Source organism: Microbulbifer discodermiae (assembly GCF_040742695.1).
Taxonomy (GTDB): Bacteria; Pseudomonadota; Gammaproteobacteria; order Pseudomonadales; family Cellvibrionaceae; genus Microbulbifer.
In genome coordinates, this window is sequence record NZ_JBFLAB010000014.1 from 45,534 (window position 1) to 68,997 (window position 23,464).

23 protein-coding genes are annotated in these 23,464 nt (G+C 61.1%); 14 read left to right on the forward strand and 9 right to left on the reverse strand.

Translation table 11 applies throughout. From position 1 onward, the window contains the following. Positions 1-24: 24 nt before the first annotated feature. Both AB1S50_RS07250 and coaBC read right to left on the reverse strand, forming a co-directional pair. Positions 25-2,358, reverse strand: coding sequence for a phosphomannomutase/phosphoglucomutase (locus AB1S50_RS07250; protein ID WP_367149875.1), 2,334 nt, complete (start codon positions 2,356-2,358; stop codon positions 25-27). 23 nt (positions 2,359-2,381) lie between these two features. After that, positions 2,382-3,593 (reverse strand): bifunctional phosphopantothenoylcysteine decarboxylase/phosphopantothenate--cysteine ligase CoaBC, encoded by a 1,212-nt coding sequence (gene coaBC, locus AB1S50_RS07255; protein ID WP_367149876.1) that lies wholly within the window; start codon positions 3,591-3,593, stop codon positions 2,382-2,384. Between the two features lie 120 nt (positions 3,594-3,713). Here coaBC and radC point away from each other — a divergent pair, with 120 nt between their 5' ends. The 5 genes from radC to AB1S50_RS07280 all read left to right on the forward strand — a co-directional run bounded on the left by radC (position 3,714) and on the right by AB1S50_RS07280 (position 7,730). Next, positions 3,714-4,388: a RadC family protein gene (gene radC, locus AB1S50_RS07260; protein WP_367149877.1), complete on the forward strand. Its 675-nt coding sequence runs from the start codon at positions 3,714-3,716 to the stop codon at positions 4,386-4,388. A 198-nt stretch (positions 4,389-4,586) separates the two neighbouring features. Continuing rightward, positions 4,587-4,823, forward strand: coding sequence for a 50S ribosomal protein L28 (rpmB, locus tag AB1S50_RS07265; RefSeq protein WP_067083837.1), 237 nt, complete (start codon positions 4,587-4,589; stop codon positions 4,821-4,823). Positions 4,824-4,863: 40 nt separating this feature from the next. After that, a complete protein-coding gene (gene rpmG, locus AB1S50_RS07270) occupies positions 4,864-5,019 on the forward strand; it encodes a 50S ribosomal protein L33 (protein ID WP_069946430.1) in 156 nt (51 codons plus the stop codon). Positions 5,020-5,079: 60 nt separating this feature from the next. After that, on the forward strand, positions 5,080-5,895 hold the full coding sequence (mutM, locus tag AB1S50_RS07275) for a bifunctional DNA-formamidopyrimidine glycosylase/DNA-(apurinic or apyrimidinic site) lyase (protein ID WP_367149878.1): 816 nt from the start codon (positions 5,080-5,082) through the stop codon (positions 5,893-5,895). A gap of 134 nt (positions 5,896-6,029) precedes the next feature. Then, a complete protein-coding gene (locus tag AB1S50_RS07280) occupies positions 6,030-7,730 on the forward strand; it encodes an amidohydrolase (RefSeq protein ID WP_367149879.1) in 1,701 nt (566 codons plus the stop codon). Between the two features lie 18 nt (positions 7,731-7,748). On the opposite strand, the gene AB1S50_RS07285 is transcribed toward AB1S50_RS07280, so the two are convergent. From AB1S50_RS07285 to rsmD, 4 genes are all read right to left on the reverse strand, one after another. Next, entirely contained in the window at positions 7,749-8,150 is a 402-nt protein-coding gene (locus tag AB1S50_RS07285; RefSeq protein WP_367149880.1) for a DoxX family membrane protein, read from the reverse strand. 26 nt (positions 8,151-8,176) lie between these two features. After that, positions 8,177-9,898, reverse strand: a complete 1,722-nt coding sequence (gene ggt, locus AB1S50_RS07290) for a gamma-glutamyltransferase (RefSeq protein WP_367149881.1) — start codon at positions 9,896-9,898, stop codon at positions 8,177-8,179. Positions 9,899-9,963: 65 nt separating this feature from the next. After that, a complete protein-coding gene (coaD, locus tag AB1S50_RS07295) occupies positions 9,964-10,440 on the reverse strand; it encodes a pantetheine-phosphate adenylyltransferase (RefSeq protein WP_367149882.1) in 477 nt (158 codons plus the stop codon). A 101-nt stretch (positions 10,441-10,541) separates the two neighbouring features. Beyond that, a complete protein-coding gene (rsmD, locus tag AB1S50_RS07300) occupies positions 10,542-11,123 on the reverse strand; it encodes a 16S rRNA (guanine(966)-N(2))-methyltransferase RsmD (protein WP_367149883.1) in 582 nt (193 codons plus the stop codon). 79 nt (positions 11,124-11,202) lie between these two features. Between rsmD and ftsY the strand changes: the two genes are divergently transcribed. The 7 genes from ftsY to AB1S50_RS07335 all read left to right on the forward strand — a co-directional run bounded on the left by ftsY (position 11,203) and on the right by AB1S50_RS07335 (position 17,887). After that, positions 11,203-12,318 (forward strand): signal recognition particle-docking protein FtsY, encoded by a 1,116-nt coding sequence (gene ftsY / locus AB1S50_RS07305; protein WP_367149884.1) that lies wholly within the window; start codon positions 11,203-11,205, stop codon positions 12,316-12,318. 127 nt (positions 12,319-12,445) lie between these two features. Then, complete coding sequence (ftsE, locus tag AB1S50_RS07310; protein ID WP_367149885.1) at positions 12,446-13,132, forward strand: cell division ATP-binding protein FtsE; 687 nt, start codon at positions 12,446-12,448, stop codon at positions 13,130-13,132. Beyond that, the gene (ftsX, locus tag AB1S50_RS07315; RefSeq protein WP_367149886.1) at positions 13,113-14,114 is read left to right on the forward strand and encodes a permease-like cell division protein FtsX; all 1,002 of its coding nucleotides are present in this window, start codon (positions 13,113-13,115) and stop codon (positions 14,112-14,114) included. Before ftsE ends, ftsX begins: the two co-directional genes overlap by 20 nt. Positions 14,115-14,398: 284 nt before the next feature. Continuing rightward, positions 14,399-15,253: an RNA polymerase sigma factor RpoH gene (gene rpoH, locus AB1S50_RS07320; RefSeq protein WP_367149888.1), complete on the forward strand. Its 855-nt coding sequence runs from the start codon at positions 14,399-14,401 to the stop codon at positions 15,251-15,253. Between the two features lie 81 nt (positions 15,254-15,334). Continuing rightward, complete coding sequence (locus AB1S50_RS07325) at positions 15,335-15,712, forward strand: DUF423 domain-containing protein (protein ID WP_367149889.1); 378 nt, start codon at positions 15,335-15,337, stop codon at positions 15,710-15,712. A 249-nt stretch (positions 15,713-15,961) separates the two neighbouring features. After that, on the forward strand, positions 15,962-16,684 hold the full coding sequence (gene trmB / locus AB1S50_RS07330; RefSeq protein ID WP_367149891.1) for a tRNA (guanosine(46)-N7)-methyltransferase TrmB: 723 nt from the start codon (positions 15,962-15,964) through the stop codon (positions 16,682-16,684). Positions 16,685-17,086: 402 nt separating this feature from the next. Then, positions 17,087-17,887 carry an outer membrane beta-barrel protein gene (locus AB1S50_RS07335; RefSeq protein WP_367149892.1) on the forward strand — a complete coding sequence of 267 codons (801 nt, stop codon included), beginning with the start codon at positions 17,087-17,089 and terminating at the stop codon, positions 17,885-17,887. Between the two features lie 50 nt (positions 17,888-17,937). On the opposite strand, the gene AB1S50_RS07340 is transcribed toward AB1S50_RS07335, so the two are convergent. Next, positions 17,938-19,845 carry an ABC-F family ATP-binding cassette domain-containing protein gene (locus AB1S50_RS07340; protein ID WP_367149894.1) on the reverse strand — a complete coding sequence of 636 codons (1,908 nt, stop codon included), beginning with the start codon at positions 19,843-19,845 and terminating at the stop codon, positions 17,938-17,940. Positions 19,846-19,907: 62 nt separating this feature from the next. On the opposite strand from AB1S50_RS07340, the gene AB1S50_RS07345 reads away from it, so the two are divergent. Beyond that, positions 19,908-20,396 (forward strand): TIGR02444 family protein, encoded by a 489-nt coding sequence (locus AB1S50_RS07345; RefSeq protein ID WP_367149895.1) that lies wholly within the window; start codon positions 19,908-19,910, stop codon positions 20,394-20,396. Between the two features lie 171 nt (positions 20,397-20,567). On the opposite strand, the gene AB1S50_RS07350 is transcribed toward AB1S50_RS07345, so the two are convergent. Beyond that, positions 20,568-21,470: a histidine kinase gene (locus AB1S50_RS07350; protein WP_367149896.1), complete on the reverse strand. Its 903-nt coding sequence runs from the start codon at positions 21,468-21,470 to the stop codon at positions 20,568-20,570. A 457-nt stretch (positions 21,471-21,927) separates the two neighbouring features. On the opposite strand from AB1S50_RS07350, the gene AB1S50_RS07355 reads away from it, so the two are divergent. Next, the gene (locus AB1S50_RS07355; protein ID WP_367149897.1) at positions 21,928-22,722 is read left to right on the forward strand and encodes an FKBP-type peptidyl-prolyl cis-trans isomerase; all 795 of its coding nucleotides are present in this window, start codon (positions 21,928-21,930) and stop codon (positions 22,720-22,722) included. Positions 22,723-22,833: 111 nt separating this feature from the next. Here AB1S50_RS07355 and rsd read toward each other — a convergent pair whose 3' ends face one another. Then, entirely contained in the window at positions 22,834-23,301 is a 468-nt protein-coding gene (rsd, locus tag AB1S50_RS07360; protein WP_367149898.1) for a sigma D regulator, read from the reverse strand. Positions 23,302-23,464: the final 163 nt, after the last annotated feature.

A 23,464-nucleotide genomic window follows, 5' to 3' on the forward strand; every position in this document is an offset into this window, starting at 1 on the left:
TGTAATTCCTCGTTTACACAATTGTCACGCCGAGGCCGAAAGGTCGGGGACAACTTTCTTTAACTGTTCCATTATCCGCGAACGGATACTCTGCAGGGCGGCATCGCTCTCCGCCTCGAAGCGCAACGTGAGGGCGGCGCCGGTATTGGAGGCGCGCACCAGGCCCCAGCCATCGGCATATTCTATCCGCAGTCCATCCAACGTATTGATATCCGCGCCGGGGAAGTCGCCGGTCTCGCGCAGTCGCTCGACCAGTGCAAACTTCTCCTCCTCTTTCACCGGCAGGAGAATTTCCGGGGTGCTCGCCAGTTGTGGCAGGGAATCGAGAAGCTCGTCCAGGCTCTGCTCGCGCAGCGCCATAATCTCCAGAATGCGCGCCGCCGCGTAGATCCCATCATCAAAGCCGAACCAGCGATCCACTATAAAGATATGCCCCGACAACTCGCCGCCGAGGACAGCGCCGGTCTCCAGTATCTTGGTTTTCATCGGCGCATGGCCGGTCTTCCACATAACGGGGCGGCCACCATACTGGCTGACCAGCTCACCCAGGGCGCGGCTGCTTTTTACATCAAACACGATATCGGCACCGGGGTTGCGCACCAGTACATCGCGGGCCAACAGCATCACCAGCTGATCCGGCCAGGCGATGCGGCCGGACGCGGTGATCAGCGTCACACGATCTCCATCACCGTCCAGCGCCACCCCCAGATCGGCGCCGGCCTCTTTCACCTTATCGGTCAGGGCGCGCAGATTTTCCGGGCGCGAGGGATCGGGAGCGTGATTGGGAAAGTCGCCATCGACAGAGCAGAACAGCGGCGTGACGGCGCAGCCCAGTTGCTGAAACAGTCGCGGCGCCAGTACAGAGGTAGCGCCGTTTCCGGCATCCACCACCAGACGCGGCTGGCCCGCCAGGGCCACGCCGTTGCAGATCTCGTCGATGTAATCAGCGCTGACATCCTGTTCCCGATGGCTTCCCCGGCCTTTTTTGAACGGGCCCTGCCGCATCAATTTGTGCAGCTGCTGCAATTTTTGTCCCGACAGGGGACGCCCGCGCAGCAGAACCTTAAAACCGTTGTACTCGGCGGGATTGTGGCTCGCGGTAACCACAACCCCGCTACTGGTGTTTTTGCCTTTGGCGCAGGCATAGTAAAGCAGTGGTGACGGCACCATCCCGAGATCGACGCTGTTGCAGCCACTGTCGAGGATACCCTCGTTCAGACAATTGGCGAGCAGTGCACTGCTGTTGCGGCCGTCCCGACCCACCAGAAGTATCTTTTCTCCGGCGTGTTGGGCCAAGGTGCCCAGGGCAACACCCAGTTGATAGGCGAAGGGCTCATCGATTTCCGCACCGGCGATGCCGCGGATATCGTAGGCGCGAAACACATGCGGCGGAAATTCAGGCGCAGCCAGGGACTCCGGTGCAGGGGTATCGGCTTCGCTCTGTTGCCCCGCCCGCGGCGCCGGCGGCGCGGCTGCGGCAAACACCGCGGCCTCGTCGCCATCGGCCTCCTCCGGAGGCTCGCGACTAATACTGCCGGGGCTCTTTCTGTTATCCCTCTGACGCCACGGCGCGGAAATGTTGCGCGGCAGGTAGCGCACCAGCAACACCAGCGTAATCACCAGGCCAACAAGCGCGCCCAGGTACACCCATCTGGAAGAGCTGCCCTGTTCACTGACAAACTGTGCCGACGGGCTAAACCCCAGCTTGAGGTAGCTGCCGGTCACTTTGGCGCTGCCCCGCACCCTATCGCCCCCGCCACTGCGCCAGAGCGACTGCGGCGGCCCGCCGTCAAACTGCTGGGTCAGCACCAGCCCGCCCAGCGCGCTATCGAAGGCGGGCAGGTCCGCCGCGAAGCTGGCCAGGTCCTCCGTCACCAGCAGTGCGCCCTGGTCAGTGGCCACCACCTGGTGCAGCTGCCAGCCGTCGTCGTCCCCGGTGCGCAAAAACTCCACCCGCTGGTCGGATCCGTCCAGCCCGCGCTTGAGCAGATCCACCAGTGCAAAGTTCAGTTGCGGCCCAGCACCGGCACCCACACGAATATCCGCCACGGCAAAAAACTGCGCAGTGGCATTGGTGGGCATGGCGGGGCTTCCTTCCAGTGCCACGGAGCGAAACTCAGAACCCGGCAGTTTGCGCAAATCCTGTGCACGGCGGTGGAGGATTTGCCCCAGCTGTCCCGCATGCCGGTCCACCAACGCCTGAGCGGCAGTATCCACGGCGGCGATACTGCGCGGCGTCACCACTTCCCGGGCGATAAAAAAAGCTCCCCCCAGCCAGACGATACACGCCAGCAGCGCAGGCAATGCCAGGCCCTGGTGAAACGGGGACAATGGTCGATCCTTGTTGGGGGGGGTCACAGAAACTTCACCATCACAGGTTGTTATTCTTGCACGGCTCTGCTGGCGATAACGGTGATCAGCCGGTCGGCAAGTTCCGTTTTGAGTGCCGAAGGCAGAGTTTCACAGCCGTTGGCGTCGATCACCGTGACGCTGTTGCGGTCGCTGTCGAACCCGCCATCCGCAGCACTGACATCGTTGGCCACGATCAGATCGAGCCCTTTGCGCTGCAACTTGCCGCGCGCATGTTCCAGCAGCTTCTCCGTCTCCGCAGCAAATCCGACCGTAAAGGGCCGCAACTTACGGCGCGCGGCGATAGCCGCCACAATATCCGGATTCTTTACCAGCGTCAGGCGGTCTTCATCCCTGCTATCACTTTTCTTTATCTTCTGCTCGGCGACCTGCGCCGGGCGGAAATCGGCCACCGCGGCGGCGGCGATAAAAATATCACATGCATCTGCGGCCTCTTCCGCCGCATCGCGCATCTCCAGGGCATTGGTCACATCGATGCGTTTCACTCCGGTGGGCGTCGCGAGGGCTACAGGACCAGCGATCAGTGTCACTTCCGCACCGGCCCTCTGCGCCGCCGCCGCCAGCGCGAAACCCATTTTGCCGGAACTGCGATTGCTGATGTAGCGCACCGGGTCCAGCGCCTCGCGCGTGGGGCCGGCGGTAACCACAACACGCCGCGAAGCCAGCAGCTGCCGGTTGCCAAACAGCCGCTCGACCCGCCGCACCAGTTCATCGGGTTCCAGCATGCGCCCGGGTCCAATCTCGCCACAGGCCTGGCTGCCGGCCGCCGGGCCCCAGATATGGGTGGCGCGACTGCGCAGCCTGTCAACATTGGCGGTGGTGGCATCGTGGTGCCACATAACCTGATTCATGGCCGGTGCCACCGCCAATGGCGCCTGGCTGGCGAGACACAGGGTGGTGAGCAGGTCATCCGCCAAACCGGCGGCCAGCTTCCCCAGCAACTGTGCACTGGCGGGGGCAATGAGGATCAGCCCGGCCCACCTGGCCAGCTCTATGTGGCCCATGGCAGCCTCAGCCGCCGGGTCCAGCAGGTCGCTGTGCACCGGGTTGCCGGAAAGGGCCTGAAACGTCAGCGGCCGGATGAATTCCTGCGCCCCCCTGGTCATAACAACGCGTACATCCGCGCCTCTTTCCCGCAGGCGGCGCACCAGGTCAGCGCTCTTGTAGGCGGCTATACCACCACTGATTCCCAGCACTATGCGTTTGTCGGTCAGGGCGGACATGGGGCTGTTTCCGTGGCAGTGGTTTCAAACTAAGGCGAGCAGGTAAGATTAGCATTGATGCGCCTTGTCGTAGAAGGCAGAGCTGATCAACGATCTGGAAAAGAGCTGGGGGAGGCGTCCATGGCGATCACCGACTGGCCGATAGAGGAGCGCCCGCGGGAGAAACTGCTGGCGCGGGGGGCGGGCGCCCTGTCAGATGCGGAGCTGCTGGCTATTTTTCTGCGCACCGGCCTGCCGGGTGTGTCCGCGGTGGATCTGGCGCGCCGGCTGCTGGCGGATTTTGGCGGCCTGCGGCCGCTGCTGGAGGCCCAGCGGCGCGAGTTCTGCGCGGCCAAGGGCCTCGGGGATGCCAAGTTTGTGCAGCTGCAGGCGATACTGGAGATGGCGCGGCGGCATTTGGCGGCGTCGCTGCAACGGGGTAACGCACTGTCCAGGCCCGATGCGGTACGCGACTTCCTGGCGGCGCAACTGCGCCACCGCCAGCGCGAAGTCTTCTGCTGTCTCTACCTCGACAGTAAACACCGGGTGATTGCGTTTGAGGAACTGTTCGAAGGCACCCTGGATGCGGCCAGTGTCTATCCCCGGGAGGTGGTGCAGGCGGCCCTGCTGCGGGGCGCGGCGGCGGTAATCCTGGCCCACAACCACCCCTCCGGCGTCAGCGAACCCAGCCAGGCGGACATCGGTATCACCCAGCGGCTGGCCCGGGCGCTGGAACTGGTGGATATCCGGGTGCTCGACCATATGATCGTGGGCGAGGGTGCGGCCCTGTCCTTCGCGGAGCAGGGGCTACTGTGACCGCGGGGTACAGCCCCGCCACACGGGAGTGCCGGCTAAAACTTGTCACCCGGGGGTGCTTCTGGTATAAAACGCCGCTCTTTGCGGCCGGGCCAGATTCCGAACAGCTTCCGCCGCCGCCCAGGAACCGGATTAGAATCCCGAATTGACGTGTCCGCAGCCGCTAGCAGGCACCGAGAGTTTTGAAGAGGCCAGAAGATGTCCAAGGTATGTCAGGTCACCGGTAAGCGCCCGGTCACCGGTAACAACGTGTCCCACGCTAAGAACCGCACCAAGCGCCGCTTTGTGCCCAACCTGCACAGCCACCGTTTTTGGGTTGAATCCGAAAAGCGCTTTGTGAAGCTGCGGGTATCCGCCAAAGGTATGCGCGTAATCGATAAGAAAGGTATCGACACGGTACTGAGCGAGCTGCGCGCGCGCGGCGAAAAGGTTTAACCGGCGGCTGGCGCCCAGCTGAGAGATCGGAGAGAAAACAATGCGTGACAAGATTCGCCTGAATTCAAGTGCCGGCACCGGACACTTTTACACCACCACCAAAAACAAGCGCAACATGCCGGAAAAGATGGAGATCAAAAAATACGATCCCGTAGTTCGCAAGCATGTGATGTACAAGGAAGGCAAAATCAAATAGAGCCTTAGTCTGCGCCAAAAAACCCGGCTCGCCGGGTTTTTTTGTGCCTGGAGTTCCCCTATGCCCGAGCTGCCGGAAGTAGAGACCACCCGCCGCGGCCTCGCACCCCACCTGGAAAACCGCAGGGTATGCACAGCGCTGGTGCGCCAGCGCCGACTGCGCTGGCCGGTGGACGCCCGCTTTGAGCAGCGTATCCGCGACGCCCTGATTCTGCGGCTGGAACGGCGCGCCAAGTATCTGCTGGTACACACCGACCGGGGATGCGCCATCTGGCATCTGGGCATGTCCGGCAGCCTGCGCCTGGTGGAAGCGGATGAGGAAACCCAACAACACGACCATGTGGACTGGGTGCTGGATTCCGGATTGCACCTGCGCTATCGCGATCCGCGCCGCTTCGGCGCCCTGCTGTGGACCAGCTCGGACCCCGCCGGGCACAGGCTGCTGGCGCACCTGGGGCCCGAGCCATTGTCGCCGGAATTTTCCGGTGAGCATCTCTTTCGCATGTCCCGCCGGCGTCGCCAGGCGGTCAAAACCCTGATCATGGACGGCCGCATCGTAGTGGGTGTAGGCAATATTTACGCCAGTGAATCCCTGTTTATGGCCGGTATCCGCCCGGACCGCGCTGCCGGCAGCATATCCCGCGCTCGCTATGAGCGCCTCGCGGAGTCCGTCAAGCAGGTACTGACCTGCTCTATCGAGCAGGGTGGCACCACTTTGCGCGACTTCATCGGCGGCGACGGCAACCCCGGTTACTTCGCCCAGCAGCTGAATGTCTATGGCCGCGCCGGCGAACCCTGTCCCAACTGCTGCAGGCCGGTACGCGATACACTGCTGGGCCAGCGCAACACCTTTTTCTGCAGCCGCTGCCAGCGCTGAGCTTCAATCCTCCAACAGGTTAATGGCTGCCGCATCCGGGGCGAAACAACACCGCACAATCGGTTTTCTATACTGAGACAGCCACGGCAAATAGCGCCGGGCTTTACAAACGCAGCGGCACAGACAGGACGCACATGTGTAACCCCGGGAAGCTGATAACGCTGACTGTCACTTTGTTGACGGTGGTACTGGCAGCTTGTGATTCCCGGGCGCCTGCCGACCGGGAAAGTGTTTCCGCCGGCCGGTTTGCGCAGGGCGCAAAGACGGAGGCCGCACCCAGCCCCGCAGAGCTGGTGCTGAAAAACGGTTACATCTATACCGTCGACGCCCGCAGGAGTATCCATCAGGCCATTGCCATCCGCGCCGGGCGTATCGTCTTTGTCGGCACTAGTGCCGGCGCCGACGCTTTCATCGGTCCGGCGACCCGGGTGGAAGACCTGCAGGGCAAATTGGTGTTACCCGGCTTTGTGGACGCGCTGGCACGGATAGGCAACCAGGGCCGACGGCTACACCTTTACGGCGGACAACAAGTCGGCGACTACCAGGCAGCGGTAGCGGATTTCATCGACGCCAATCCCGGGCTTCAACTTGTAGTCGGGCACGGCTGGAGGGCGGCGGCCTTCGGCGATGGCGCACCCCATAAGGCACAGCTGGACCAGGTGAACGACCTGATTCCCATAGTCTTGTATTCCGAGGACCGGCAATCCATCTGGACCAACTCCGAAGCGCTGGCCGCCGCCGGAATCAATATGGAGACTGTGGCGCCCGACGGCGGCACCATCGGCAGAGACGCTAACGGGCTCGCCATCGGTGTGTTCCGCGGCGCCCCGGCAATGGCACTGGTGGAGCGCATTATTCCGCCGGCAGGTGCGGGCGAACACCGGGCCAAAATAGTCGCCGCGCAGCAACAGCGCAACCGCTGGGGCATCACCAGTATGCACGCAACGGATATCCGCCCCGGGGATACGACCATGCTCGCTACGTTGCGGGAAATGGCCACAAAGGAGGAGTTCACATTGCGCCTTCGCGGTTCCCTCGCGGCCACCGCCGATATGACCGGGGAACAGCTGGCAGCGCTCAAGCAGCGGGCGGAAACATTGCAGCGGGGTGAACTCAGAATTCACTCCGTATCCCTGTCAGTGGCCGGCTACCTGGGCCAGATACAGGCTGGAGCCGCCGCCCGCCAGAAGCAGATCAACCGATTTGTCACAGACGCCAACCGACAAGGCTTGCAGGTACAGCTGCACGCCGAAGACGACCTGGCCACGCGTATGGCCCTGCAGGCATTCGCGCACGCCAGCGGCACAAGGAGTGCCGAAGACCCCCGCAACAGCCTGGCTCCCTGGCAACTTGCCCAGGGGCGGGACTTCCGCCTGTTGCAGCGAACAAAAACCATCGCCTTACTAGAGCCACCCCGGTTGGCGTCCACACGGAAGCCTGAAACCGGGCGTTACCCGGCAACGGAATTGCTTCGGCGGGATATAGCCGTGGCGTCCGGTGGCGGCTCACCAGTGTCGCAATCGGTGAACCCCCTTGCCGCTATTCAGCTCGGCGTCGTACACCGGGGACAGAATCAATTCCGTGGCCTGGTATCGATATCAGGGGACGTGGCAGCGCTCGAACAAATGGTGGCGGTTTTCACCATCAATGGCGCCTTTGCCAATCGGATAGAAGGGGAGACCGGCAGTCTGGAAGTTGGCAAGTGGGCAGATTTTATCCTGCTTGACCGAAACCTGTTCCAGATACCCCCAGAACAGATTCACCGGGCCCGCGTGCTGCGCACTTACTTCAAGGGCCGGCCCGTGTACCGGGCCGGCGCTGCCCTCGAGCGGTGAACCGCGCCGACAGATCAATCAGTTCTTGTCCAATACCATTTGGTCCTCGCTGCGGAAGGCCCACAATACGAGACAGCTGGCAAACACGATCAGCGATGGATAGAACAATACATTGGTCCCTTCCAGCATCAGGCCCATGGGATCGATGATGGATTTCCACACGCCCAGCATAGTGGCGCCGTTAATCACCGCCTGCACCGGGTAGGTGAACTTTCGCCACAGACCCAGTACCACCGCCAGACCGAGCAGGGTTTGCAGAATACCGAAGATATTCCACATCAACGGCGCCTTGATCAGCCCGAGATAGAAGTGGTCCGAAACAAGAATGGCGTGGTCCACATTAATAATTTTGTCGACCCCCCAGATCACCAGCAACAGACCGAGACTGATACGGAGTAGTAGAAGAGAATAGGCTCGCATGGTCACCCCTCACACACAATTGATGGTTAATTCCCGACGGCACTGCCTTCCCGACGGGGGTCTGCCCCGCCATATAATTTGCCATCGATCAGCGCAATCCCGTGGATACCACTATTGAGATTGCGTTGCACCACCTTTTGTCCGAGCTGTTCCAGTTTTGTTACAGTGTCCGCGGTAAAAAACCCCGGTTCCAGTTCCACCCGCCTACCGATAGCGCCGATATTACCCGCCGCTATAGCTTCTGCGATCGGCATGCCCAGGCCCAGGTGGTAGAGAATAGTGCGTGCGGTGTAATCGATGATACGCGAGCCTCCCGGCGAGCCCACGAGCATGCGCATGTTGCCGTTTTCATCAAAAACCACTGTGGGCGACATGGAGGAGCGGGGCCTTTTGCCGGGCTGGATACGATTTGCCACCGGATCCCCAGCGGCATTTTCTGGAGTAAAGGAAAAGTCAGTGAGCTGGTTGTTGAGTAGAAACCCCGTCACCATCAGCCGGGAACCGAAACCGGTTTCGATACTGGTAGTCATACTGACTCCATTACCGTAACGGTCCACCATGACCATGTGGCTGGTATTGGGTTTCTCAGGCGAGAGTGCCGGCCGCTTTTTTGCCGCTCGCGGGTCCGGCTGGCCGGCCACCGCGACCGTGGCCCGGGTTGGGTCGATCAGCTTGGCCCGCTCGGCCAGATACCCGGGCGCAACCAGGGCCCGGCTCGGCACCGCGACGAAATCCGGATCCCCCAGATAGGCATTGCGATCGGCAAACGCCAGTTCCGATGCCTCCGCAAACAAATGGGTCAGCGCAGCGCTGCCGGGTTCAAACTCGCGCAGCGGGAACTGCCCCAACATGCCCAGAATCGCACCCACGGTGGAGCCGCCGGACGAGGGCGCATTGGCGCCGCAGACACGGTATTGCAAAAATTTACTGCATAGGGGCGGGCGTATCCTGGCCCTGTAATCCGCCATATCCCCGCGGGTCATAACCCCGGGGTTTTCGGGGTCGTTGCGCACCGCATTCACGATCGCCGCGGCGATTTCCCCGCGATAAAAAGCATCGCTGCCATCCCTGGCCAGCAGGCGCAGCGTCTGCGCATAGTCTGGATTTTTCAACCGGTAGCCCACCGGAACCGGCTCGCCATCGGCGACAAAGAAATATCTTTTAATGGCGGGCCGGGCGGCAACTTGGGGTAATTTCTCCAGTAACTGGTGCAGCCGCGGTGACACTGCAAACCCTTGCTCCGCCAGTTGGATCGCCGGCTCAAACAACTGCGCCCAGGGCAGCTTGCCGTCCCGCTCGTGTGCCAGCTCCAGCATACGCATCACGCCGGGCACCCCCACCGAATAGCCGCCGATCACCGCTTTCAAAAATGAGCGCGGCCGGCCGTCGTGCATGAAATAGTTTTCATCCACCGCCGCCGGCGCAGTTTCACGGCCATCGTAGAAATACAGTGTTTTTTTATCCGCGCGGTAACTCAGCATGAAGGCGCCACCACCGATACCGGACGACTGTGGTTCCACCAGACCGAGCACCAGTTGCGCCGCTATAGCGGCATCCACCGCAGTACCACCGCGGGCGAGAATCTCAGCGGCGGCCCGGCTGGCATGGGGGTTGGCGGTGACCGCCATAAATTCCTCGGCGGTAGCGGACTTGACTGCGCCACGTCCGGTGGCGACTTCGGGCTGGACTTCCTGGGCAGAGACACCGCTGCAGAACAGCAGAAGCGGGACGAGAATCAGCTTACGCACAGGTGGTACTCCGTCGGCGTTAACTCATCGAGCCAGTGTAACAGAGGTCCCTCGGCAAATCCGGCTCAGCGGAACTTGGCCAGCAGCGCCGCCTGGATTGTCGCTGGCACAAACTTGGTGACGTCACCTCCAAGGGAGGCGATCTCCCGCACCAGCGATGAGGAAATGTAGGAGAGGTGCTCCGCCGGAGTGAGGAAAAGACTTTCCATATTCGGCGCCAGTTGCCGGTTCATATTGGCCAGCTGGAACTCGTACTCGAAATCGGATACCGCGCGCAGGCCGCGCAAAACGCCGTAGGCCCCTACCTGGTGCACCAGGTCGGCGAGCAGAATATCGAAACCAATCACCTCCGCGTTGGGCAGATGATCCAATACCTGCCGGGCCAGATCCACGCGCTCGTCGAGGGTGAAAAGCGGGTTCTTGCGGGAACTCGCCGCTACCGCCACGGTGACATGGTCAAACAGGCGACAGGCGCGCTCCACCAGGTCCAGGTGACCGTTGGTAATGGGATCGAAAGTTCCTGGGTAGACAACTTTTTTCATAAGCCAAACTGTATTCTGGAACTCTGCCGGGCCGGGCGCGCATGTTAAACAATTTGTCGACCCGGCACAAAACAGCGCCCGCCGGAGGTTTCCGACAGGTACTACTGACGCCAGCGCAGAAGGCGCATACAGACCCGTCCGGCGTGCTTCTCCCGCTCAATCCGGAAGCCATCCGGCAGGCTGAGGAGCGTGTCCCGCGGGGTCTCCACATAGACCTGGGCGCCGGCATCCAGGTGTGGAATAACCCCCGCCAGCATGGGCTGCCAGAGGGCGCCGGCAAAAGGCGGGTCCAGGAACACCAGTTGATAGGGGCCGCACGCCTGACCGAGAAACTGCTCAGCACTGCAGAGATGCACCTGCCCGTTGTGGGCTCCCAGCGCCGCCAGTTGTCGCTGCAGGGTCATCGCCGCATCGCGGTTCAATTCAACGAAGTCCACCGCCTGGGCACCGCGGGACAGGGCCTCCAGCCCCAGGGCGCCGGAGCCGGCAAAGAGGTCCAGGCAACGGGTGCCGGCCAATTGAAACTGCAACCAGTTGAACAGTGTTTCGCGCAGGCGGTCACCGGTGGGCCTGAGCCCCGCGACCGGCGCGAACTGCACTTTGCGGCCGCGCCAGTCACCGCCGATGATGCGCAGTTGTGGTCGTGAGTGGGGTGCGCCACTGCGCGAACGGCTGTTGGCCAAAGTGTATTCCTGCTGTGTGGAAAAATGGAGCGATGCTAAGATTAGCGCTTTTGTGCAAGCGTGACATGCGGACCCGAGAATGATCTTTGATTTCCTGCGTAAAAAGAAGGCCGGGCCTGAGGAAACCCAAGCCGGTGCGGAAGCTATTCGCACGGCATCCGCCGAAGAGGCGGTGACCCCACCCCAGACAATACCAGAGTCACCCGCGGAGACACCGATCGACGAGGCCGGGCAGGAGAGTATGCCGGAAGCCGGGGGCTTCTTTAGCCGTATCCGCCGCGGCCTGAGCCGCACCAGCAACCAGTTTGCCGAGGGCGTGGGCAATCTGTTCCTAGGTGCGAAAGAGATCGACGAAGACCTGCTGGAGGAACTGGAAACCCAGCTGCTGATGGCAGATGTCGGCGTGGAGGCGACCACGGAAATTATCGACCGGCTTACCCAGAAGGTTTCGCGCCGGGAGCTGACCGATGGCCCTGCACTCTACCGCGCCCTCCAGCAAGAGCTGACCGGCCTCCTCGCCGCAGTCGAGGAGCCGCTGCAAATGAATACAGCCAACGGGCCTTTTGTGATTCTGGTGGTGGGCGTCAACGGGGTCGGCAAGACAACCACCATCGGCAAGCTGGCACACCGTTGTCAGGCGGAGGGAAAGTCGGTGATGCTGGCCGCGGGGGACACTTTCCGCGCGGCCGCAGTGGAACAGCTGCAGGTCTGGGGAAAACGCCACAATGTGCCGGTGGTGGCCCAGCATACCGGTGCCGACAGCGCTTCGGTGATTTACGACGCAGTCTGTTCGGCCCAGGCACGGGGCGTCGATGTGGTCATTGCCGATACCGCCGGCCGCCTGCACACCAAATCCAACCTGATGGAAGAACTGTCCAAAGTGCGCCGGGTGATGGGCAAACTGGACGGCGACGCACCCCACGAAGTGCTGCTGGTCCTGGATGCCGGCACCGGGCAGAACGCCATCAACCAGGCGGAACAGTTCCGGGATGCCGCCGGGGTCACCGGCCTGGTGTTGACCAAGCTCGACGGCACCGCCAAAGGCGGTGTGATCTTTGCCCTGGCGCAGAAGTTTGGGATTCCGGTACGCTTTATTGGCGTCGGCGAGCAGGCGCAGGATCTGCAGCCCTTTGGGGCAAATGAGTTCGTCGCCGCCCTGTTTCGCACCGAACCCCACCCGCCTGTGTCCGAATGACAGGGCCCGCCCGACATCCCGCTCGCCGGGCCCCGGACAGCCGGGCGATGCCACCCCGTGTCCCTGTATCGACGGCGACCGCCGGACAGGCTGGGAAAGACCGATTGGAATGGCGGGTTGCTGACTCATGATCACCTTCGACAAGGTCAACAAGCGTTACGACTCGGGCCAGGATGCGCTGGTGCGCGTCAGCCTGGAGATGGACAGGGGGGAAATGGTATTTCTCACCGGCCACTCGGGTGCCGGCAAAAGCACCCTGCTCAGGCTGTTGACCGCAATCGAGCGCCCTTCCGGTGGCAGCGTCCTGGTCGCCGGGCAGAACCTGAACCGGCTCCGCAACAGCCGGATTCCCTATTTTCGCCGCAACCTCGGTATCGTTTTCCAGAATCACCAGCTGCTGTTTGATCGCAACGTATTCGACAATGTGGCGCTGCCACTGACAGTGGCCGGGTGCGGCAGGCGCGAAGTGGGCCGCCGGGTGCGCGCCGCCCTGGACAAAGTGGGCCTGCTACAGAAGGAAAAGCACAATCCGATCACCCTGTCCGGGGGTGAACAGCAGCGGGTTGGTATTGCCCGCGCGGTGGTGCACAAACCGGCGATACTGGTGGCGGACGAGCCCACCGGCAACCTGGACCCGCGGCTTTCGGAGGAGATCATGGGGCTGTTTGGTGATTTCAACGCAGTGGGCGTGACCGTATTGGTGGCCAGCCACGACCTGGAATTGATCGCGCGCCTGCGCCGCCGGGTGATTACCCTGCGGGCGGGCCAGCTGGTCTTCGATGGAGTCCCCGGCCGTGAAACAGTCCACCCATAAACACCGGCGCCCGGCGCCGGAACCCAGGAAGACAGCGGGTGCGGTGGCGGCCCGGACCCGGCTCGGCGACCGCTGGCAAAGCTGGACCCGCCACCATCGCGAGATGGCGCTGGAGGCGCTGCGCCGCTTCTTCGCTACCCCCATAGCCAGCGGCATGACTGCACTGGTCATCGCCATAGCACTGGCTCTGCCCAGTGCCCTGCACCTGGGCATGGTGAATTTTCAGCGCGCGGTGGCGGGCTGGGACGGCCAGCCACAGATTTCCGTGTTTATGCGCAAAAGTGCGAATAGCGAGGCGGTGCAGACCTACGCGGAGGCGCTGCGGGCAAACCCGCTGATCGGGGAGGTCGCCTACATCTCCCCGGAGCAGGCCCTGCAGGAATTTCAGCAGACTTCCGGATTGGGCGACCTGCTGACCGGACTGGACAACAATCCGCTGCCCGCTGTGTTGCTGGTGCGCCCGCAAAGCGCCCCCAGTGACCGGCTGCAGGCGCTGGCAGAACAGCTGCGGGCGAATCCCCTGACCGATGCCGTAGTGCTGGACCTGGCCTGGGTACAGCGGCTGGCCCGGCTCTCGCAGCTGGGGCAGCGCCTGGCCGCCGGCCTCGCCCTGTTGCTGGCAATGGGCGTGCTACTGGTCGTGGTGAATACCATTCGCCTGCATATCGAGAACCGCCGCGAGGAAATCCTGGTGGTCAAACTGGTGGGCGGCACCAACGCCTTTGTGCGCCGCCCTTTTCTCTACAGCGGCCTCTGTTACGGGTTTTTCGGCGGTGCCCTGGCCTGGCTGCTGGTGGCTTTCGGGGTGGCGCTGATGGCGGGGCCGGTGGCGGGCCTGGCCGCCTCTTATGGCAGTGGTTACACACTGGATGGTCCCGGGTTTGGCTATTTTCTGGCGCTGACCGGAGGCGCCGCCGGGCTGGGCCTGATGGGAGCCTGGATCGCCGTGACCCGCCATACCCGCGCAATCGAGCCCCGCTGAGGGGAGTAGAGGCCTGCGGGACCCAGTGAGGACTGTCCTATGGCGCGAAACTTTTCTATGGATAGACCTTCTAAGTACCTGTAGTTCCCGCCTTTGTCCCGTCAGCTGTAGTCTTCCTAAGGCGGTGGTGCAAATGCTACACTGGAGCCATTCGGCGGCGCCCCATCCCCCAATCCATCGGTACAAGACTACCGGAACACAAGGGGGGGTCCGACACGGGGCCACCGCACTGCCGGTCGGTGCTGAAAGCAGCTGTCCGGCACAACTAAACAGAAGGAGAAATCATGGGAACCAGCCTGCAGCCAGTGCATACGCTGTCTCCGGGTGCCAATCTCAACGCCTACATCCAAACGGTCGGCAGTTTTGACGTGCTGTCCGCGGAGGAGGAGAGGCGCCTGACCGAAGACCTTTACTATCGCCAGGATCTGGATGCGGCCCGCCAACTGGTGATGTCCCACCTGCGCTTCGTGGTGCATATCGCCAAGTCCTATTCCGGCTACGGCCTCAACCAGGGCGACCTGATCCAGGAGGGCAATGTCGGCCTGATGAAGGCCGTCCGGCGCTTCAACCCCGAGAAAGGGGTACGCCTGGTGTCCTTTGCAGTGCACTGGATCAAGGCGGAGATTCACGAGTTCATCCTGCGCAACTGGCGTATCGTGAAAATCGCCACCACCAAGGCCCAGCGCAAGCTGTTCTTCAATCTGCGCAGCCAGAAGAAGAAGCTGGCCTGGTTGACCAATGACGAAGCCAAGGCAGTTGCCACCGACCTCAAAGTCGATGTCACCGAGGTCTATGAAATGGAGGGGCGCCTGTCCGCCCACGATGCGGCCTTCGATGCCGGGGTGGACGACAGTGATGACAGCGCCTGGCAGGCGCCGGCCCACTACCTGGAAGATCACCGCTTCGACCCGGCGGCGCAGCTGGAGCGTGACAACTGGAAGGAGTCCAACCTGAACAGTCTGGCAGCAGCCATGGAGCAGCTGGATGATCGCAGCCGCGATATTATCCAGGCGCGGTGGTTGAGCGAGACCAAGGCAACGCTGCACGAACTGGCGGACAAATACGGTGTTTCCGCCGAGCGTATTCGCCAACTGGAAAAAAAGGCCATGATGAAAGTGCGAGCGGCGATGGAAGCCTGACGGACACTTGTGGCTGTTAAAGAACCGCGCATCCGCGCGGTTTTTTATTGGTGCCCCGCTATGTTCCGGGAGGAAAGACAAATGGTCAAACTCTACCTGCTGATCGCCGCCGCCCTGGGTGGCAGCGGCGTCGTGCTGGGTGCCTTCGGCGCCCATGGTCTGCGCGGCAAGGTCGCGGTGGATCTGCTGGAAGCCTACAAAACCGGTGTTCTTTACCAGATGGTCCACACTCTGGCCCTGTTCGGTGTGGCGCTACTGTTACAGAGTTGGGGAGAACGCACAGCTCTGTTGGTCAGCGGTGCCCTGTTCGCCACCGGGATACTCCTGTTTTCCGGCAGCCTCTATGGCCTGACATTCGGCGGTCCCCGCTGGCTGGGCCCGGTCACACCGCTGGGGGGACTGGCACTCATCTCCGGTTGGGTGGCGCTGTTTGTCGCCGCACTGAACTATTCCCGCTGACTCCGAGAAATAGTGTGACGGTTTACCCGGCGACTAGACAACTAAATAAGTCACCGGGTATGGCGATACAGGATGTGCCACCACCGGTGAAGGCCGGCACAAGCCCCTGAAAAGCATAGGATTCCGCGCAATTGCATGGATTTGCAGGGGCGCCAATCCAATGAATGGGGGATCATCTATTGGATTGCCGGGTTAACGGACAGTAAAAAATCCCCCTTGGGGTCAGGTTCCCTTCAGAGGCCGCAACACATGCAGGAAGATTCCGCGGAAAAATTTCCCTATCGCACGGAATACAAGAAAAAATCCATTCGCAGCTATGTCATTCGGGCCGGGCGCATGACCGAGGGTCAGAGACGGGCTTTTGATCACTACTGGGGTCCCTACGGCCTGTCGCTCTTCGACGGCCCCTTGAGTGCCCGACAGGTGTTTGGCCGCGGGGCACCGCTGGTGCTGGAGATCGGCTTCGGTATGGGTGATTCGCTACTGGCAATGGCCCGCGCGGAGCCGGACAAGGATTTTATCGGTATCGAGGTCCACCCACCCGGTGTGGGCCGGCTGATCAACAATGCCGGTACTGCGGGTGTGGAAAATCTTCGCGTATATATGGCCGATGCCATAGACGTACTGAATGACTGTATCGCGGACGCTTCCCTGGACCGCATACAGCTCTACTTTCCCGATCCCTGGCACAAGAAAAAACACCACAAGCGCCGCATAGTGCAACCCCAGTTCGCACGCCTGCTGTGTACCAAATTAAAACCCGGTGGTTTGCTGCATATGGCCACTGACTGGGAAAACTACGCCGAACAGATGCTGGAAGTGCTGGAGGCCGAAGCGCTGCTGGAAAACACCGCCGGCAAAGGCGAGTATGCGCCGCGACCGGACTTCCGTCCGCAAACCAAGTTCGAGCGGCGCGGCCAACGACTCGGCCACGGGGTCTGGGATCTGCTTTACCGGCGCGCCGACAGCTAGCAGGCTGTTGAAATTCGAAGAATTTCGACGCCTGGTACCGGAATATGGATGTTCCGGCAAAATCGGCAACGCCTAAGTCGTTGATTTTGGGAGAAAAGTGAAAATCAAATTTTTCGCTTTTCGTGTGTTGCAAAAGGCAGGATGCCTTTTGCAACAACCTGCTAGGGGCACAGCCACACCTGTCAACCCCTGTTGTTTCGGTTCACACAGACGCCGCGCTTTACTGAACAGTTATTCCCCCAAAAGTCCGCGGCGACACAGCGCCACCACCACTCCCCCATGGGGCGGTTGCAGCTCCTGCAAGATCTTCTGAGACCCTGTAGGGTTAAGTGGACGCCCCGCCCAGGGTCTACTATTTTCATTCAGACCCATTGCCGGTAAATGGATATTCCGGAGTTGATAATGACAACAAGGCGACTGATTTCCCGCCTCACCCTGTGCGCTTTGCCACTGATGGCAGCCACCTCCCCGCCGCTACAGGCAGACCCCGAAACCACCCTCAACCTATACCTCAACGGCGGCCGCTACTGGTTTGACAACGACCGCCTGAAGGGCACGCCATTTCAGGAATTTGATCTGGAACTCAGCGACACTACCGGTGGCGGTGGCGGCCTTGGCTACAGCATCACTGACCGCTGGGCACTGGAAGGGGTGGTCGATTATTTCAGTGTGAGTGTCAAAGGCATCAACGAAAAAGTGGATGTCTACAACTATCACATGGACCTCCTGTATCACTTCGCTGGCAACTTCTGCGGCGCACCCTGTCGCTGGCAGCCCTACGTCGCTTTTGGTGTCGGCGAGATACGCACCGAATACGATGGCGCCTTTGGCCCGGAACGGGACTGGCACCGGCGCCAAACCATGGTGAATGGGGGATTCGGGGTCAAATACCAGTTGGGGCCCCGCTGGCAGACCCGCGTCGATGCGCGGGCCTTTCAGGGAGTGGAGGAGGGCGGCCTGGACGGCTTTGTCAGCATCAGCATCGGCTACCAGTGGAGTGAATATCCGGTCTTCTGGCGGGATCTGGATGGGGATGGGATCATCGACAAGCTGGATGACTGCCCGCAGACACCGCCGGGGGTATTCATCGATGCCGATGGCTGCCCGGTGGACTCTGACCGGGATGGGGTGCCGGACTATCTGGACCTCTGTCCCGGCACGCCACTGGCCGTCGCGGTCGACGATAGCGGCTGCCCTGATTGAGACGCTGTTAACCCGGCAACTAGGGCCAACTCAGTTAGTGTGAACAGACCCTAGTCGCGCGCAGCTTCCAGCTGGTCGCTAATGTCGAGCCACTGTGTTTCCAGCTCCTCCAGTAGTTCCCGCCGCTGCGCGCGGGTGCGACTGAGATCGGCGATCTGCCGCTGATCCCCGCTGCTGTAGAGGCTTTCATCCGCCAGCTGCCGTTCCAGTTCCGCCAGTTCGTTTTCCACCTTCAGCATGGCGCGCTCGATCGACTTGAGCTGGTCGGTCAATGGCTTCAGCTGCTCCCGAGTGGCCGCTGCCGCGCGCCGCTGAGCCCTTTTGCCGTCGGCGGGCTTTGGGTCCGATGCAACTTCCTGTTCATCTCCCCCATCCCGGCGGAAATCCAGCAGCCAGCGCTTGTAATCCTCAAGATCGCCGGCAAACGGCTCCAATCTACCCTTGGCAACCAGCAGAAACTCATCCACAGTGTTGGCCAGTAAATGCCTGTCGTGTGACACCAACACCACGGCGCCGGGAAACTCCGCCAAAGCCAGGGTAAGTGCGTGGCGCACCTCCAGGTCCAGGTGGTTGGTGGGTTCATCCAGCAACAGCAGGTTGGGCTTCTGCCAGGCGAGGATAGCCAGCGCCAGTCGCGCCTTCTCTCCCCCGGAAAAGCCCCCTGTGTCTTCGAACACCCGGTCGCCGGTAAAGCCGTAACCACCGAGAAAGCCCCGCAGGGACTGCTCACCTGCTTGGGGTGACAGCCGCTGCAGATGCAGCAACGGCGATGCACGACTGTCCAGGGCCTCCAACTGGTGCTGGGCAAAGTAGCCGATAGCCAGGTGTTCGCCGCAATGCCGTTCACCCGCGAGCAGCGGCAACTCACCCGCCAGTGTCTTGATCAGAGAGGACTTGCCCGCACCATTGGGACCCAGCAGGCCGATACGACTGCCGGGGCGAATACCCAGTTGCACCCTGTGCACGACTGTTCGCCCACTGCCGCTGGGGCCCGGATAACCCACATCCGCTCCGCGCAGATCCACCAGGGGGTCCGAATGCCGCTCCGCCGCCGGCAGAGAAAAACGAAAGGGGGAATCCACATGGGCGGGGGATATCTGTGCCATCCGCCCCAGTGCCTTGAGGCGGCTCTGCGCCTGGCGCGCCTTGCTGGCCTTGGCGCGGAAACGGCGCACGAAATCCTCCATATGCGCGCGCTCGGCTTTTTGTTTTTCAAACTGCACCTGCTGCTGAGCCAATCGCTCCGCCCGGGTGCGCTCAAAACCACTGTAGTTGCCGCTGTAGAGCACCAGCTTCTGCTGCTCGAAACTGACAATGGTATCCACCACCGCATCCAGAAAATCGCGGTCGTGGGAGACTATCAGCAAAGTGCCGGCAAATCGCTGCAACCACTGCTCCAGCCAGAGTGTGGCGTCCAGGTCCAGGTGGTTGGTAGGCTCATCCAGCAACATCAAATCAGCGGGACACATCAGTGTGCGGGCCAGATTGAGGCGAATCCGCCAGCCGCCGGAAAAGCTGTTCACCGGCCGCTGCTGGTCCGGGTGGGAAAAACCCAGCCCGTGCAGCAGCTGCGCAGCCCGGGCGGGGCCGCTATAGCCGTCGATAGCGGCCATGCGCTCATGCAGTTCGCCCAGTTGTCCCTCCGCACCGGCCTCGGCCGCGCGCAGTTCAGCTTGTAGGGCATGCAGTTCCCGGTCCCCTTCAAGCACATAATTCAGCGCAGTCCCTTCCCCAGTGGCCACCTCCTGAGCCATATGTGCGATACGCCAGCCGGAAGGGACCCTAATACTGCCCGCACTGGTCTCCAGCTGCCCCAGCAACAATCTGAACAGGGTTGACTTGCCGCAGCCGTTGGCACCGATAATGCCTACCTTGTGCCCGGGAGATATCCGGCAGTCGGCCTGTCGCAACAGCTCCCGGCTCCCCAGTTGCAGGGAAACTCCCTGTAAGTTAATCAACAGTCACCCTCGCATACCCGGCGCCGCCGGGCTGTAGACACAAAAACGGTGGAGATTCTATCGTGACAAATGGTGCGCCTCCATCCTCGTCGAACCCTTGGCAAAACCCTCTGTGGCGCTTCAGTCTGGAATTTTATCGCCACCCCCAGGTGGAGCGATTTTTGCTGGAGTGCCAGGACCTCCGCGGTGCGGATGTATGCCTGATGTTGTGGGCCAGCCATGTCGCCGCCACCGGAGGCAAACTGAGCAGCGAGAGCTGGGAGACGGCGAATCGCGGTACCGCGCCGTTGCGGCGTGTGATCCGGCGCATCAGACAGCTGCGCCGCTGGCTGGGCAGGGCATGTCCGCGCGCGCGGAGGATTTACGCCGGTTGCAAGCATTGTGAACAGCTATTGGAACAGCGACAGATTGCCGCTTTATGGGCCCTGCAGACAAGACCCTGGGCCGGGGATTGTCCACCGGTCGAACTTGTGGGCCAGCGATATGGATTGACGCAAAGCGATCAGGCCCTCTGGGCGGGCCTGATCGACAGCTTCACCTCCGGCAACTGAACAAATTTCCGGGTCAGTGCGGTGCAGGGGGTGTGCTGCTGGGCAAAGGCCTGCTCAAGCCCTTGAAAAGCTGGAGATTCCGCGTAATTGCACAGGTTTTCACTGAGGGCAATCCAATGGATGAGGAATCATCTATTGGATTGCCGGATGAACAATGACAGCCTTTAACGCTTATTCGTCGCCGGGACCTTCACTGGAAAACAGGCTGTTGGCCGGCGCAACCGGTGTGATGCTCGGTGCGGTCGGTGCAGCCGCACCCGGAAGCGGGGCCGGCGGCGTTTTATCCGCGGCGGGTGCGGCACTAGCCTCCGGCTGTCGCTCCATCGCCGGCTTGGCTGCCGCCTGCGGTACCTGGACTGCAGCTTTGACCGCTGGCTGTGCCGCTACCTTCTTCTTGGGTGCTGCTTTCTTTGGTGCGGCCTTTTTGGGCGCGGCCTTGGCTGCGGTTACCGTTTTGGTGGCGGATTTCTTCGGTGCGGCCTTGGTTGCAGCGGATTTTTTCGCTACTGTCTTTTTGGCAGCGGCACCCTTGGCCGGGGCCTTCTTGGCGGTCGCCTTCGCTGTGGCAGCTTTTTTGGCCGGGGTTTTTTTCGCTGTCGCTTTCTTGGCCGCGGCCTTCGGGGCCTTCACTTTGCCCGCTGCCCGTTTAGCCGCAACGCCCTTCTTCTTGGTTTTGCCGGCCGCCTTTTCAGCTTTGGCAGAGACCTTGTCGATCGCCTTGGCGAGCTTAAGTTCCAGCTTGGCCTGGGCCTCGGCTTGCTTGGCAAAGGCGGCTGCTTCACGGGCCTGCTCCAGGGTATCAGCCAGCTTGTGAACAGCTGCAGCCGCAGCTTCCACACGCTTTTGTGCCGCAGCCGTCTTGCGTTTTTTCAGCGCAGCACGGGCACCGACCAGTTTGGCTTTGCCCGCTGCCAGCTTGCTCCTGGCCGAGGCCAGCGCCTTAGCGGTCTTGGTCACCTGCTTGCCGGCATCTGCCGCTTGCTTGGCTCGCGCTTTATCCAGTTGATTGGTGAGTTTGGCGATTTTTGCTTCCAGTTCTGCGACCGGATTGACAGCTTTACGTTTGGCAGCCATGAGTAAATATCCTGAAGTTTATTATGGATTCGGCGTACCCGGGGCGAGTGTGCCCGGTAATCTTTGCGGTTGATATCCGCTCCTCTGGTCCACACTTTGAGTGATCGCCTCGAACCGGCTCGACCAGCCCATACACGCCGACACAATCATAGGCGGAACAGAGATAATAGCGCTGTTTTTTCCAAAAATGTATGCCGTTTGAGTGCATACTTCACGTCGCTCAGCCATTTTTTTGTCCGGTGGTCGCGGAGCCTCGCCTTATTGTGCACTGCTTTGCGCTAATCAACTCCACCGGTAGGCACCGGTTGCCGCCTTGGGTTAGACTTGCTGGGCACCGGCGGGCCGACTCTCGCGCAGGAATTCTATGCTATGTGTAGAGAGATACGCCGCCAGTCTGCGTTGGCCGAACCACCACGCTCGAAAAATCAAAATGTATCAATTACGAAGAGAAAACTCCATGAATAAATACCCTTTGGCTGCAGCCGTCGCACTGGGCCTCGCGCTGGTTGGCTGTAACAAACAGGAATCGGGTGCTGCGACAGAAATGGCACTTGAAACCCAGGAACAGAAAGTCAGCTACATCATAGCCGAGGACATGGCCAGGCGCCTGCAGTCTCAGGATGTACAACTCGACCCTCAGATAGTGATGATGGCGCTGAACGACGTCGCCAGTGGCCGCGAGTCGCGCCTGAACGATGAAGACAAGCAGCAGGTGATAGCCGCCTTCCAGGAGAAGATCCAGGCCAAGCAGAAGGAGATGCTGGCTAAGCAGGAGGAGGAGTTCAAGGTAAAGGCTGACAAGAATATGACTGACGGCAAGACTTTCCTGGAAGAAAACGCGAAGAAGGACGGTGTGATCACCACCGATTCCGGCCTGCAGTACAAGATTATTACTGAAGGCAGTGGAAATTCTCCAGACGCCGATAGCACTGTGGAAGTGGACTACCGGGGAACTCTGATTGACGGCACCGAATTCGACAGCTCCTATGCCCGCGGTGAGCCGGTGCAGTTTCCCGTAGGCGGCGTTATCAAAGGCTGGACAGAAGCCCTCCAGCTCATGAAGGAGGGTGCCAAGTGGGAACTCTACATTCCTTCAGACCTGGCGTATGGCCCGGGCGGTGCGGGTGGTCTGATAGGCCCCAATGCCACCCTGATCTTTGAAGTGGAACTCCACAAGGCCAATGTCGACAATGACAGCGGGAATGATTCTGCGGAAGAAAAGCCGGCAGAAGGCGGGGCGGAAACCGAGTGAAATTGACTTCCGGACCGGAGGGGGAAGGCTCTGCCTGTCGGTCCGGGTCTCCCCATCTCAAGTTCACCGGTGCTGCTTTTAGGTCCGCCGCTGCCGCCAGCGGCGGGTAAACTAGACCGCCTGGTTTTTGTGGGCGGTGTGTAGCACCGCAATCATCTGGTCCTCAGCGCTGAAACGGCTTTCCAGTGCCTCCCCAAGCTTCGACAGATCGCGCACCAGGCTGGACAGGTCATCTGTCTCCAGGTACTTGTCATTGAAGTCGATGGCGGTATCCGTAGTGTCATCAATTTTTTGGTAGTGGCCCCGGGCCTGTTCCAGCCCCTGCTTATCATCGAAGGCTTTGCCCTCCAGGATCAGCTGTTCGTAGACCTCGAAATGCCCCGCCGACACATAGTCCATGAGGTTCTGGCACAGCTCCCGTACCTTTTCTCCAGTGGGTTCAGTTGCCTGCAGAGACCCTTTCTTCTCTGAAAGCACACAGAAGGACACCAGGAGTGTCTGACGCGACTGCAGCCACCGATCAATGATCTTGCTTACCCCACCCCAGCGCTCGCGCGCAGATTTGCAATTCTCCAGCATCTGATTTTTCCTGTTACTGCCCTATTGCACCAGCCTCTATGCACAGTTTTATTGGCGTTGGCGTGTTAATAATAAAAGATAGGAGATTCGTTTGCCGCCGGCAAGATAAGTGGTAAACGGTGCGCCAGATTGACGGGATCCGGGGCTGGCTTAAGCACCCCAT